General features: G+C 70.4%; 9 protein-coding genes. 7 read left to right on the top strand and 2 right to left on the bottom strand.

The window, feature by feature from the left end:
• Nucleotides 1-14: 14 nt before the first annotated feature.
• The gene (locus AB0C66_RS14675) at nt 15-3,854 is read right to left on the bottom strand and encodes a DNA-binding protein (RefSeq protein ID WP_362437204.1); all 3,840 of its coding nucleotides are present in this window, start codon (nt 3,852-3,854) and stop codon (nt 15-17) included.
• Nucleotides 3,855-4,143: 289 nt separating this feature from the next.
• On the opposite strand from AB0C66_RS14675, the gene AB0C66_RS14670 reads away from it, so the two are divergent.
• Entirely contained in the window at nt 4,144-5,292 is a 1,149-nt protein-coding gene (locus AB0C66_RS14670; protein ID WP_362437202.1) for a hypothetical protein, read from the top strand.
• A 112-nt stretch (nt 5,293-5,404) separates the two neighbouring features.
• Here the strand turns inward: AB0C66_RS14670 and AB0C66_RS14665 are convergent, their stop codons facing one another.
• Nucleotides 5,405-5,947, bottom strand: coding sequence for an RNA 2'-phosphotransferase (locus AB0C66_RS14665; RefSeq protein ID WP_362437201.1), 543 nt, complete (start codon nt 5,945-5,947; stop codon nt 5,405-5,407).
• A 150-nt stretch (nt 5,948-6,097) separates the two neighbouring features.
• On the opposite strand from AB0C66_RS14665, the gene AB0C66_RS14660 reads away from it, so the two are divergent.
• The 6 genes from AB0C66_RS14660 (at nt 6,098) to AB0C66_RS14635 (ending at nt 13,300) form a co-directional block, all read left to right on the top strand.
• Complete coding sequence (locus AB0C66_RS14660; protein ID WP_362437199.1) at nt 6,098-6,598, top strand: WXG100 family type VII secretion target; 501 nt, start codon at nt 6,098-6,100, stop codon at nt 6,596-6,598.
• An 11-nt stretch (nt 6,599-6,609) separates the two neighbouring features.
• Entirely contained in the window at nt 6,610-8,958 is a 2,349-nt protein-coding gene (locus tag AB0C66_RS14655) for a hypothetical protein (protein WP_362437197.1), read from the top strand.
• Between the two features lie 14 nt (nt 8,959-8,972).
• Entirely contained in the window at nt 8,973-9,566 is a 594-nt protein-coding gene (locus tag AB0C66_RS14650) for a hypothetical protein (protein ID WP_362437195.1), read from the top strand.
• 186 nt (nt 9,567-9,752) lie between these two features.
• On the top strand, nt 9,753-11,537 hold the full coding sequence (locus tag AB0C66_RS14645) for an FAD-binding dehydrogenase (RefSeq protein ID WP_362437193.1): 1,785 nt from the start codon (nt 9,753-9,755) through the stop codon (nt 11,535-11,537).
• 198 nt (nt 11,538-11,735) lie between these two features.
• Entirely contained in the window at nt 11,736-12,554 is an 819-nt protein-coding gene (locus AB0C66_RS14640; protein WP_362437191.1) for a serine protease, read from the top strand.
• Nucleotides 12,554-13,300, top strand: coding sequence for a rhomboid-like protein (locus AB0C66_RS14635; protein ID WP_362437189.1), 747 nt, complete (start codon nt 12,554-12,556; stop codon nt 13,298-13,300). The genes AB0C66_RS14640 and AB0C66_RS14635 overlap by 1 nt, the downstream gene beginning before the upstream one ends.
• The last annotated feature ends 33 nt before the right edge of the window (nt 13,301-13,333 follow it).

Here is a 13,333-nt window from a genome sequence, read left to right as displayed (position 1 = left end):
CTTCGGGTAGCGGGTCAGCAGATATCGCGGTACGGGACCTCCGGGATGTACGTGGCCCAGTCGGCGCGCGACAGGCCGCCGCCCGCGCGTTCGCAGACGGCGGCGGTGACGCGGACGGGGTCGACGGGGTAGGTCCTGAGGGGGGTTCGGGCCCCGGCCACGAGCAGCGTCCGGTCGTCGGAGCTGAACGCGACCGCCAGGGCGGGATCGGCAGCGGTGGTGAACGTGGTCCCCAGCGGGCGCCCCGAGGCGGCGTCCCACAGCCGGACCGTCCCCTTCGTGCCCGCCACGGCCAGCGTCGCGCCGTCGTGCGAGAAGGCCAGGGCGGCCACTGGCTCACCCTCCCGGACCTGGTCCGAGTACGTTCCGGAGAACGAGCCCAGAGCGCGCCTCCGGCTACGGTCGTACACGGTCACCTGGTCGGAGTGGCCGCCCAGGGCGAGCCGTTCGCCGTCGGGGCTGTAGGCGAGCGCCCGGGCGCCGAGCTGCCCGGTGGTGCCCGGGGCCTGGTGGGCCGAGGGCAGGGTGAAACCGATCCCGTGCGTGGTGGCCAGCTCTCGCCCGTCGGGGCGCATCGCCATGGCGCCGGCCGGAGGGACCGACCAGGAGCTGATGGTGCTGGGGGTCTTCCGGGGACGCCGCGCCGCCTTTGTGCGGCGCCGCGCGTCCCACTGCTCCAGCGCGGCTTCGTCGTGCTGGCGGAGGGCGAAGAGGGAGGAACCGTCCGGGCTCAGTGCGATGGCATCGGCGCTCGCCGTCCGCTCGGTGTCCGGCGCGAGCACCAGCTCCGTACGCTTGCGGTGCTCCCGCAGATCCCACACCGTGATCCGCTCCGGGTACGCCTCGGGCCCTTCCCGGTCCTCAGGGGCGTCGCGCACCCGCTGCGCGCCGACCCCGTAGGCCAGGGTCCGCCCGTCGCCGCTGAACGCCAGGTGCGCCCAGCAGGTGCGCTTCCCCAGTGGCCGGCCGACCGTTCCGCAGTCGACGGGCGGCAGCGGGGCCGCCCGGCCGCCACCGTCGGTGGACCGTGTCTCGAACCGCATCTGATCGCCGTGGAGGCGAGCCGTGACGACCAGCCGCCCGTCGGGGCTGAACGCGGCCTTCCGGGCTGGTTCCCGGCGCCGGGGGGAGGCAGTGGCATTGCCCACGAACAGCGTCCGCACGGCACCGGTGCCGTCGACGATCCCCACCTTGTCCCGGATCACCCCCCGGTCCAGATCCAGCCAGTGGTCCAAGTCGTGCCCGTCGAGCGGCCGGTGCGAGTAGACCGCCTCGGCGGAGTCCGCGGAGATCCGCCAGAGCGTGAGCCGCTGGTCGCCCACCGTGGAGACGAACCGTCCGTCCCGGCTGAATCGGACGCTGTCCGGCGTGTCGACGTGCGGAATCCGCACCGTCTTCCCGGACTTCAGATCCCAGATGACCAGATGCTTTCTGCCGACCGCCAGCCTGCGGCCCCGCGGATCGAACTCCCACGCCCTGCCGCTGTCGGGGCCCGTGCCGGTGCCGCAGCCGGCGCGGGACAGCGCCGCCGCGCGGGGCGGGCGCACCTGACGGCGCGCGGCGAGGTCCCAGAGCTCCAGGGAGCTCCCCACGCACAGGGTCATGAGCCGGTCGTCCGGACTGACGACCGGCTGGAAGACCTCCTTGCCCCCGCGCTGGAACACAAGGTGCCCGCGCCGCATATCCCACAGCCGGACCGAGTGGTCCCCGTCGAGGATCACCGAGCGCCCGCTCGGGGCGTACGCGAAGTCGAAGGTGTCCGCCGAGACGCCGGTGAGGCGCGGGCCGACCGGCTTCCCGGTGCCGAGGTCACGGGCCGTCAACCGACCGCCCGCCGCCACCAGCAACCGCCGCCCGTCCGGGGACAGGCCCGCCACCTGCTCGCCATCGGCCAGGCGAAGTCCGCCGGTCCGGCGGTGGCCGACCACATCCCAGCGCAGTGCCCGGCTTTCCGTGACCCGCACCAGCGTCCGCCCGTCCGCGCTGAAGTACTCGTCCCCTTGGACGTCCGTGCCCGGCACGGTGAAGGCGTCCTGCTCCTGCTGCGTCACCGCACCCAGCAGCGCCGCCCGCGCCTCGTCCGTGTGACTGATCCGCCATGCGGCGGCGCTCAGCCGCAGCGCCGTCACCGGGTCGGCGGAGCGCATGCTCTCCGCGATCGACGCGACCCGGCGGGAGGTGGCCTCCGCGCGGCGCCGGTCGCCCTCGCGGTTCTGCTGCCAGGCCGCCACGCCCGCCACCATCGCCAGGACGAGCAGCAGGGACAGTGTGCCGACCACGGCCCGGACCCGGCGGCGCTCGCGCCGCCGCCCGCCGCTGCTCGCGGTGAGGAACTCCCGCTCCAGGGAGGTGAGGGCGGCCCGCTCCCGGTCCGGGCCCAACGCCTCCTCCGCCTCCGCCAGCCGCGCCCCGCGGTACAGCGCGCCAGGATCCCGGTGCAGCCCCTGCCACGCCCGCGCGGCCTCCGTCAGCTTCCGGTGGACACGCAGCCGTCCGCGGTCCTCCTCGATCCAGCCGCGCAGCCGCGGCCAGGCGGTGATCAGCGCCTCGTGGGCGAGGTCCACCACCCCGTCGTCCGCCGTCACCAGACGGGCCCGGACCAGGCGCTCCAGCACCACCGACGTGTCCACCGACGGGTCGTCCGACGCGTCCCCCGGTGTCCCGGCCGCCTCCAGCTCCGCCCGGTCCACCGGACGCCTGGTGTCCTGTGCGCCCTCGCCCGGCGTGATCAGCCGCAGCAGGATCCGGCGGGCCAGCTCCGCCTGGTCCGCGGACAGTTCGCCGTGCACCCGCTCGGCCGTCGCGGCGATCGCGCCGTGCACACCGCCCACGGATTCGTACGCCACTTCCGTCAGTGTCCGTCCGCGCCGACGGCGCCAGGTCTCCAGCAGAGCGTGGGACATCAGCGGCAGACCGCCCGGTTCGTCGGCGACCTCGGCCACGATCCGGGCGGTCAGCGACCGCTCCACGATCAGGCCCGCCGCGGCGGCCGGTTTCACGATCGCCTCGCGCAGCTCGGCCGGTCCCATCGGGCCGACGAGCAGCGTGGCGCCGCGCAGCGCGGCGGTCAGCCCGCGGTGTCCCGCGCAACGGCCGAAGAAGTCGGCGCGGACGGCGATGACCACGCGCAGCCGACTCTCCGGTGTGCGCGCGGCGAGCAGCGCGTCGATGAACTCCCGTCGCTCCGCCGGGTCGTGGCAGAGGGTGAACACCTCCTCGAACTGGTCGATGATCAGCCAGGTGTCGCCGTCCGCCGCCTTCGCGGTCAGCGCCCCGCGGTGGGTGCGGGCCGGGTGCTCACCCGGTGTCAGGATCCGGATCACGGCGGGTGGGGGTGGCCCCGACAAGGCACCGCCACTGTTCCCGGGGTTCTGGAGCGCGGGAATCAGACCCGCCCGCAGAAGCGAGGACTTGCCGCTTCCGGAGGGGCCGAACACGGCGGTGAACCGGTTGCTCCGCGCAAGCTCCACGACGTCCGCGACGAGCCTGTCCCGGCCGAAGAAGCCTTCGTGATCGCCGGGTTCGAAGCGGGCCAGACCGCGGTAGGGCGGATCGGTGGTGCCGTCGTCCTCGGCCCGTTCCCCGGCGGCCGTCTCCGCCGCCACTTCCCGCCAGCGCGCCTCCCACTCCGTCCGGTCCCCGCCGCAGACCTCGACATACGCCAGCGCCACCGGCAGCGAGGGCAGTTGCTCGCCCGCCGCCGCCTGGGACAGGGCCGTGACCGAGTACCGCGCCCGCTGCGCCATCGCCCGGTAGGTCGGCCCTCCGGCCTCCTGGCGCAGCTTGCGCAGCTCGTACGCGAAACGCTGAACCGGACCCGCGCTCGGGTCCACCGGCCTCTCTCGACGGCCCACCCGTTCTCCTCTTGGTCCCCGTTGTGTGGTCCCGCACCCCGCCGCACCCCAACCACCGGCGTTTTCACGATTGTTCGGCGGTTCGGAAGGGGGCTGCCGAACAACCGTACAGCCGCTGGAATGGCGGAGCGGTCGCGCCGTGGCGCCCCTGGTGGGGAGAGAAACGCACGGCGCGGCCGCTGACGTCTACGTGAAAGGCAGCAAGGTGAGAAAGCCGATCAGTACCCGAGGGACCCGCGGTGTCCGCGGTGCGGTGGTGGCGTGTTCCGCGCTCACGCTGGCCGCGAGTATGACGCCGGCCCTGGCCGCCGCCTCCGCGACCGGATCCGCCCCGTCCGAGTTCTCGCCGCACGCCGCCGGGTGGACCGAGTCACGGGTGACGCCGAGCGACGCCACGCTCCTCGCCACCACCCGGCCCGAAGCGCGGACCACATGGGTGGCGGGGGCGCGGTTCATCCCACCGGGCGACGAAAACGCCGAGATGGTGCCCACTCTGTGGGAGCGCGACGAACGCAAGGGCTCCGGCTGGAAGCGGGTGAAGACGGCGCCCGTGCCCCGGGGTGACGACCTCCGATTCAACAGTGTCGATGCCTCTTCGCCGCGCAACGGCATGGTGGTCGGTGACTACACCGGGGAAGCCGGTGGTGTGGTGACACAGCGCTGGAACGGCAGGGCGTGGAAGTCCGCTGCCGCTCCGGTGCCCCGGGGGACCGTGGGGGCCGGGTTCACGTCCGTCGACACCCTGGCACCCAAGAATGCCTGGGCAGCGGGATGGACGGAGGTACAGGCCGGAGGCCGCCGCATATACGCCGGAACGCTCCAGCACTGGGACGGCACCCACTGGAAGGCGCAGAAGCTGCCGGACGTCGGCGCGGGGGGCAGGAACTCCCCGTGGTATCTGCAAACCGTCACCGCGGTCGCCGCCGACGAGGTGTGGGCCGTGGGCGGCACGGGCTTCGCCCAGCCCGAGAAGCCGGTGGTGTTGCATTACGACGGAGCACGCTGGAGCAAGGTCGCCGTTCCTGGGCTCGGTGCCACGCGCGCGAGGCTGAATGACATCGTCCGCGGGCCGGACGGGCAGATGTGGGCCGTGGGTACGACCCAGACGTCCAGTGGCTCGCGACAGGCGCTGGCGCTGCGCTACGACGGCAGGAAGTGGGTCGACGTCCCGCTGCCGAACGGGGTCAGGGAGCTGGTCGAGGTCGCGATGAGTGAGGGCGGCCCCGTCGTCCTGGAGCGGAAGACGAGAGAGACCAGCACCGCGTTCCGCTACTCCGGCGGACAGTGGGTGTCGATGAAACTGCCCGCCGACGGCGCCACGCCGTATGCGGCGTCCAGCATCTCGGTCTCGGGCCGGACCATCGACGTCGTCGGTTCGCGCCCGAGCACGGGCTCCCAGTGGGTCGGTCCGGGCTCGCTCCTGACCACGCGCCAGTAACGACGCACTAAGCACACGAGGCGCACGAAGCGCATGAGAAGGGGATGGGCCGGCCTGGGCCCATCCCCTTCTTCTCGTGCGTGCGGCAACGGGCCATTCCCATCGGAACCGTTCAGCCCGGGAAGCGCAGGAACGCGGTCGGCACAGCGGCGGTGAGCCACACGCCGTTGGCGCTGACCTGGAAGCCATGACCGGCCCGGTGCATCGCCGCCGCGTCCACGGTCAGGACCACCGGCGTGCCGCGCCGGGCGCCCACCCGGGTCGCGGTGGCGCGGTCCGGCGAGAGGTGGACGGCATGCCGTGTCATGGGCCGCAGTCCCTCCCGCCTGATGACGGAGACGTTGCGGGCCCCCGTCCCATGGAAGAGAAACGCGGGTGGAACGGCCGGTGGCAGCGCGAGGTCCACCGGAACCGAATGGCCCTGGTTGGCGCGGATCCGGTCGGCCTCGATGGTGTAGCGCTGCTTGTCGTTGTCGGCCACCACGGCCTCCAACTCCGCACGCGAGAAGGGGAATCCATGGTGCGCGGCCGCGGCCATCAGCTCCTCCACGGACACCCAGCCCTGAGCGTCCAGAGTGATCCCGATGCGCTCCGGCGCGTGCCGCAGATGTCTGGCGAGGTACTTCGAGAGGCGCACGGATCGCTGGGGGTTCATGTCTTCAGGGTGCCGTACGGACGTCGGTGCCGGGCACGGTCTCCGCTTCGCTCGCATGATCTTCACCATTGACGAGAGACGTCTGCTCCCGTCCTCTTGTAGATTCATCAACCATCCGCTGATGTTCACTGACGATTTGGGGGGAATATTTTGTCATTCGAACAGGAATGGGCGGGCCTGGTCAGCGACGCGCGCTCGCAGCAGAGCACTTCCATGCGGCTCGACGGGGCAGGCGACGGCGGAGCGGACGGTGGGAAGACCCTTCAGGTCTCTCCGCAGGTGCTGCGCTCCTACGCGGGTCGCGCCGACAAGGTGAGCGACGACTTCGCGAAGACGGACAACGAGACGATGCGGGAGACCGAGCAGGTGTCCGGCTCCATGCAGGGTTTCGCGAGCGACGAGGCGTTCGCGGACTTCCAGAAGACGTGGCGTGCGCAGATGAAGTACCTGGACGGCCTCTACGACGGGGTCGCCCAGGCGCTCCGTACCGCCGCCACGAGCTTCAAGGCGACGGACATCAGGCGCAGGGTGGACCTGGGCAAGGTGTACGGGCCCTACGTACCGCAGGACGAAGGCTCGCAGAACACCCACAAGCCCCTGTACGGCCCCTATGTGCCGACGCTCCCGCCCACCGACGAGCCCAAGTCCTAGGGAGGGCACCGATGACCACTCCTGATCTCACCTACACGGCGGTGCGCGAGGCCAACCTCGAACCACTCCGCGAGGCGGTGACAAAATGGCAGGCGCTCCCGGGCAAGATCGACACCGTCACCGATACGTTCACCCGTTCCGTTTCGTCCCCGCTGGAGACATCCGGCTGGTTCGGCGAGACCGCGGAAGCGGCGTTCACCAGGTTCCGCAGCGTCCGGCACCAGATGACGGAGGCATCCGGTCAGGCCAAGAAGATCGGCACCGTGATGTCCGAGGCGCTCAAGGCGTTCGAGTCCGCGAAGAAGGCCCTCCAGGGCGTCGAGACCGCGGTGAGCACCCCGCCGGAGGGCGGCGACGGCAAGGTCTATCTGAAGGTCAACAAGAAGGATGGCGTCGTCTATCTCGACCCGCCGCCCGAGGTGGAGAACATCGCGGGGCTCCAGAAGGCCTACCACGAGTCAATTGTCTACTACAACAACAAGATTCGTGAGGCCATCCGCAGCGCGAGCGACGCGGACCACGATCTGCAAACGGCTCTCCAGATCGACCCGCCGGGCAAGGGTTTCAACGACGACATCGCGGCACACCTCAAGGACGTCGACGCCGAGACCAAGAAGGACGTCGACCGCCTGATGGACCTGGCGAGCAAGGGGGACTTCAAGAAGAACCCGAAGGCCCTGGCCGAGTTCAACGGCCTCCTCGCCAAGAACGCCCGGAATTCCGACTTCGCCGAGCAGTTCGCCACCAACAAGGGCGCGAAGTGGATTATGGACTTCTGGTACAACGCGGCCAAGCCGGACTACGAGGACGGTCTGACGGGCAAGACCAAGGAACGCCCGGACGCGGTGACGAAGCAGCTCGCGGCGCTCCAGGACAACCTGGGCATCACCCTGGGCCTCGCCAGCCATTCCGACTCGCCGGAGATGACGAAGTGGAAGAAGGACGTCATCGACCTCGGCTATCAGCGGATGCCCGGTGGGCACCAGACCTACTACGCCGATCCACCGTACGGCTTCCAGGTGATGAGCAATCTGATGCGCACCGGGAAGTGGGACAGGCAGTTCCTGAACGAGTACGGCGACACACTCGTCGAGGTGGACAAGAAGCCCTTCGACGCACCTGGTGGACGCGAGGACGAGCAGACGCACCGGAAGTGGCTCGCCTACGGACTGCATCCGCCGGACTTCCTCAACTTCGGCGGGAAGAACGACAAGGGCGAGGACCCCTTCACCGGATACTTCGAGGCGCTGGGCCACAACGGCGACGCGTCCATGGACTTCTTCAAGGACAAGGAGCACTTCGACTATGTGCTCCGGGAGCGCACCTGGCTGCCGGACAGCGGCGGCGCCGACCTCGGTGACCAGGTGCCCTCCGGTCCCCGGGTGGCCCTCGGCCACGCGCTGGGCTCGGCGACCACCGGTCACGACTGGGACGCACCCGCGAACCTCCCGGCGGAGCACACCAAGGACCAGGCGGACCTCATGTCCAAGCTCATCAAGGGCATGGGGACGGTCGAGGAGGGCGGGAAAGCGGACATCCCGCTGGCCCTGGGCATGCAGCAGGGCCTGGGTAACGCCGCGGCTGAGTACGTACCGGACTTCTTCCGGGCCATGACGGACGGGGAGGGTGACGACAAGCTGTTCCCCATGTCCGGGGCGCAGGCCGATCTGGAACACCGCGATGTCACGAAGTTCCTCGTGCAGTTGGGGCAGGACCCCGACGCGAACGCGGCGATCACCGCCGGGCAGAAGCTCTACACCGCCCAGGTGCTCGATCACCACCTGGGCGGGGACGTCCCGGCGGATCAGAGGTACCACGCACCCGCGCGGGACATCGTGCACGAGGTCCTCAAGACATCGGGAGAGACCGCGGGCACGCTGGCCACCGGCGCCCAGGAGGGCATCATCGGCCCGGCGGTCCGGGAGGACAAGGAGTACGACAGCGCCACGCTCAGCAACCGTCTGTGGGGCAACACCGCGTTCGGCAGCGTGGCGACGGGTGCCAGCATGCTGAAGCCCTTCGCCGCGCATCCCATCGGGGCCGCGGTCACCGCGAGCCTGATCATCGGGGCCGAGGGCGCCGCCCTCAGCGACCAGGACGCCAACAACTGGGACAGCAACAAGTCCGCCCCGGCGGCGGACAAGGCCGGTGCGGTCTACGACGAGATGGCCGGGCGTGATGTGCGGCAGAACGAGGCGATACTGAAGGCCATCGGGAAGGAGCACGGCATCGACGTCTCGGAAAGCTGGGCGAAGCTGTACTCCGCCGAGGGCTTCAGCCAGGGATACTCCCGGGTCGGGTCCACGGCGCCCTTCCTCACCTCCATCGAGCAAGTAAAGCAATTGGCCGTAGGGCGCTAAGGGAACGCATGCACATGAACCGCCCCCTCCGCATCACCCTGCTCGCCGTCCTCGCCGTGGCCCTGGCCGCGGCGGGGGCGCTGGGCGGCGTACTCGTCGGACGCGAGGAAGGAAAGCACCCGAAGAAGTTCTCCGAGGTGCTGGGAGACACCTGCCCCACGGTCCTGCGGGGGGTGCCCTCGTCGCTGCTGGACAGGGTCGTCCCCGTATCCCGTAACGCGGGCGGCGAGCAGCGGATGACCTACCGGAAACTCTCGGTCAACTCCCATTGCAACATCACCGTGGACGGCAAGGAGGTGCTCGATGTCGATGTCGAGCAGCTCAACTCGGTGAACGAGCCCCGTCGGGCGGGCACGGGCCCGGGGCACGGCAAGACCAAGGGCATCCCCGGCTACGACAAGAGCTGGTCCTCCCAGGACGCCGCCGGCCTCAACGTCGCCTGCACCAAGAACACGGGCAACGACAACGCCACCAACGTGTACGTCAGGGCGCAGGTGTGGCGGGAGCAGTACGGGGGGCTGCGCGAGGACCTGGTGCGGATGGTCAAGCAGGCGGCCAGGACCGGCCACGCCCTGGCGTGCTCGGCCGTTCCGCCGGTGCCCGACTGACCGGTTCGACCGGCCGTCAGACGGAACCCCTGGATGGATCGACCGTCCGGGGGTTTTCGGCGTGCGGCACTCTGGTCGCGACAAGCCTCCTGGGCTACCTTCGGTAACACCCTGCCGTCGCAGGGGCTCCACGCGCCCCCCCGCCCCTCCCTCCGCATGCCCCCATGTCCCGGAAGGCGAGCCCCCATGCAGAACACGTCAGTCCCGGCCGGTCTCACCCGCCGCCACGCCCTGACCGTGACCGGCGGCGCCCTCGCCGCGGCGACCCTGGCCCAGGCCGTGCCCGCCTTCGCCGCCGAGTCGCAGGACGCGGACGCCATCGTCGTCGGCCACGGGCTCGCCGGGCTGGTGGCCGTGGCCGAACTGGCCGCGGCGGGACGGAAGGTGCTGCTGCTGGACCAGGAACCGGAGACCAACCTGGGAGGGCAGGCGTTCTGGTCCTTCGGCGGTCTGTTCCTCGTGAACTCCGACGAACAGCGGCTGATGGGCATCAAGGACTCCCAGGAGCTCGCCTGGCAGGACTGGCTGGGCACGGCCGGGTTCGACCGGAGTGTCGACGACCCCTCCGGCCAGGACCACTGGGGGTACAAGTGGGCCGAGGCGTATGTGGACTTCGCCTCCGGTGAGAAGCGGTCCTGGCTCGCCGGGCTGGGTGTGCAGTGGTTTCCGATCGTCGGCTGGGCCGAGCGCGGCGGCGGGCTCGCGGACGGACACGGCAACTCGGTGCCCCGCTTCCACGTCACCTGGGGTACCGGTCCGGCCGTCGTCGAGCCGTTCGAGAAGAAGGTGCGGGCCGCCCAGGCGGACGGCAAGGTCACCTTCACGTTCCGGCACCGGGTCGATGACATCGTGACCACCGGCGGCCGGGTCTCCGGTGTACGCGGCGCGGTCCTGGAGCCGAGCAACGCGCAGCGCGGCAAGCCCAGTTCCCGCAAGGTCGTCGGGGAGTTCGAACTCCGCGCCCCGGTCGTGATCGTCACCTCCGGCGGTATCGGAGCCGACCACGACCTCATCCGGCGGAACTGGCCCGCCCGGCTGGGCACCCCGCCGAAGTTCATGGTCACCGGGGTCCCGGCACACGTCGACGGGCGGATGCTCGCGATCACCGAGAAGGCGGGCGGGCGGATCGTCAACCCCGACCGGATGTGGCACTACACCGAGGGGCTGCGCAACTACGACCCGATCTGGCCCGGCCACGGCATTCGGATTCTGCCCGGCCCGTCGTCCATGTGGTTCGACGCCACCGGCAAACGCTTCGACTCACCCGACATCCCCGGCTACGACACTCTGCACACTCTGAAGTCGATCACCGACACCGGCTATGACTACTCCTGGTTCGTCACTACTCACAAGATCCTCGCGAAGGAGTTCGCGCTCTCCGGATCCGAGCAGAACCCGGATCTCACGGAGAAGAACATCTGGAAGCTGCTCTCCCGTATCTGGCAGACCCCGGAGCCGATCGAGAAGTTCACCAAGCAGGGAGTGGACTTCGTCGTCGCGACGAGCCTGTCGGAGCTCGTCCGGGGGATGAACAAGCTCACCGGTGACAACCTGATCAAGCTGGACGACCTCACCCGCCGGATCGAGGCCCGGGACCGGGAGATCGCCAACCCCTACACCAAGGACGTGCAGGTCATGGGCATCCGCAACGCCCTGGCCTACCCCGGGGACGCGATCAGCCGTACGGCCTCCGCCCACCGGATCCTGGACTCCGGTGCCGGTCCGCTGATCGCCGTCCGCCTCAACATCCTCACCCGAAAAACCCTCGGCGGCCTCCAGACCGACCTCTCCGGCCGTGTCCTGAACGCCTCCGGTGAACCGGTCCCCGGACTGTACGCGGCCGGGGAAGTGGCGGGCTTCGGCGGCGGCGGCGTCCATGGCTACCGCTCCCTGGAGGGCACCTTCCTCGGCGGCTGTCTGTTCTCCGGCCGCCAGGCGGGCCGGGCGGCGGCGGCCGCGACCGCCACCTGAGCCCCCGGGGGGCGGTATGGGCGATTGAGGGATCAGGTTCGCCACTTCACCGAGAACTGTAAAAACACCCAGAGTTGGGCGGTTGGCACCGGTTGCGGCCGGTGTCGCCCCGTCAACGCCGTAGATACTCGGTACGCCCTTCGCCAACCGGAAGGGCGAAGAGACTCGGTGAAGTTCAGTGCATGCAAGGAGAATCTGGTGAGGACCACCGCCATACGGAAGCGCGCTGTCAGAACGCTTTCCGCCACCGCCCTGGTGTGCGCCACGCTGTTCGGCGCCGCCGGTCCGGCCGCCGCGATCCAGGGCGGGCAGCCCGCCCGGGCGGCCGACTACCCCTGGGCCGTCGCGGTGAAGCCCGCGCTCGTTCCGTTCTCCTTCTGCGGCGGCACGCTGGTCGCCCCGACCAAGGTCCTCACCGCAGGGCACTGTGTGGACGCCTTCATGAAGGTCCCAGGGCTGCTCCAGGTGGTCTCCGGGCGCGACCGCATGGTGTCCACGGCCGGTACCAAGGTGGGCGTCGCCCGCGTCTGGCGCCACCCGGACTACTCCACCTTCACCTACCAGGGCGAGACCGGCTACCGCAATGACGTCGCCGTCCTCACCCTCAAGTCGCCGATCAAGGCCCCGGCCCTGCCCCTCGCCGAACCGGGCGCCGAAGACCTCTACCGACCCGGCCGGACCGCCCGGATCCTCGGCTGGGGCGCCACCTCGTCCGGTGGCCTCGACGGTGGAGTGCTGCGCACCGCGACCGTCCCGGTGACCGCCGACTCCTCCTGCGCGAGCGCGGGCTCCTACGACGACGCGTACGACCCCCACCAGTACACCTGCGCGGGCAACTTCGACCGCGGCGGTGTCGACACCTGCGACTACGACAGCGGCACCCCGCTGGTGGTCGACGGAGTCCTCGCCGGTATCACCTCCTGGGGTGTCGGCTGCGGCAAGCCGGGCCACCCCGGCCTCTACACCCGTGTCAGCTCCTTCTCCTCGGAGATCACCGCTCAGCTCGGCACCCACTGATGCGCGGACGCCCGCTCGATGCCGTCCGGGCGTACCCGAGCCGCTCGCCGGTCACCTTCGGATACGTCTGCCTCCTGCTGCTCACCCATGCCTGGGTCACCTGGGTCCTGACGGAGGATCGCGCCCAGACCCTGCTGGGCTACGTCAGCACCGATCTGGACAACCTGGCCGACCATCCGGCGGTCGCGCTGCTCGGCAGCGCGCTCTTCTTCGACGGCACGCTGACCGACATCACCTCGCTGCTCTTCCCCGCCACCGTCATCACCCTGGGATTCGGCGTCTGCTGCTGCCTGAGCTGGGCCGAGCGGCGATGGGGCGCGCTACGGGCGTTCGTGGTGTTCTTCACCGCGCATATCGCCACCACGCTGCTCACCGCCGGTGTCATCATCCTGGCGCTGCGACAGGGCTGGTATCCCGACGAGGTCCGCCACACGCTCGACTACGGCATCAGCTACGGCGCCCAGACCGTGATGGCCGCCAGCACGGTGGCGATGCCGCGATGGGCCCGGATTCCGTGGGCGGTCTTCCTGATCGCCTGGCCCATCGCCGGAGCGGAGTGGCCCGGGCCGCTGCCCGACTTCACCGCCGTAGGGCACGTACTGGCCGCGGCGCTCGGTTTCCTCCTCGCGCTGCCGTCCGTGGCACACCGACTCAGCCGAGGTGCGCCGCGGCCCCTCGGCCACCGGCCGGGTCACAACAACGCCACCCGGAGGAAGACAGCGGCACCCGCCGCGAGGGAGAGCTGAGCGGTTCTGTAGGGAGCGGATCTCCGGGCACGT

The sequence above is a fragment of the Streptomyces sp. NPDC048636 genome (assembly GCF_040650655.1).
In the GTDB taxonomy this organism is placed as follows: Bacteria; Actinomycetota; Actinomycetes; order Streptomycetales; family Streptomycetaceae; genus Streptomyces.
The sequence above is the reverse complement of the archived record's forward strand: the minus strand, read 5'-3'. Positions and strand labels throughout refer to the sequence as shown.

Excerpts from the sequence above, each read along its gene's own strand:
- AB0C66_RS14670 (WP_362437202.1), top strand. The coding sequence starts at position 4,144 with ATGACGCCGGCCCTGGCCGCCGCCTCCGCGACCGGATCCGCCCCGTCC.
- AB0C66_RS14655 (WP_362437197.1), top strand. The coding sequence starts at position 6,610 with ATGACCACTCCTGATCTCACCTACACGGCGGTGCGCGAGGCCAACCTC.
- AB0C66_RS14650 (WP_362437195.1), top strand. The coding sequence starts at position 8,973 with ATGAACCGCCCCCTCCGCATCACCCTGCTCGCCGTCCTCGCCGTGGCC.
- AB0C66_RS14645 (WP_362437193.1), top strand. The coding sequence starts at position 9,753 with ATGCAGAACACGTCAGTCCCGGCCGGTCTCACCCGCCGCCACGCCCTG.
- AB0C66_RS14665 (WP_362437201.1), bottom strand. The coding sequence starts at position 5,947 with ATGAACCCCCAGCGATCCGTGCGCCTCTCGAAGTACCTCGCCAGACAT.
- AB0C66_RS14635 (WP_362437189.1), top strand. The coding sequence starts at position 12,554 with ATGCGCGGACGCCCGCTCGATGCCGTCCGGGCGTACCCGAGCCGCTCG.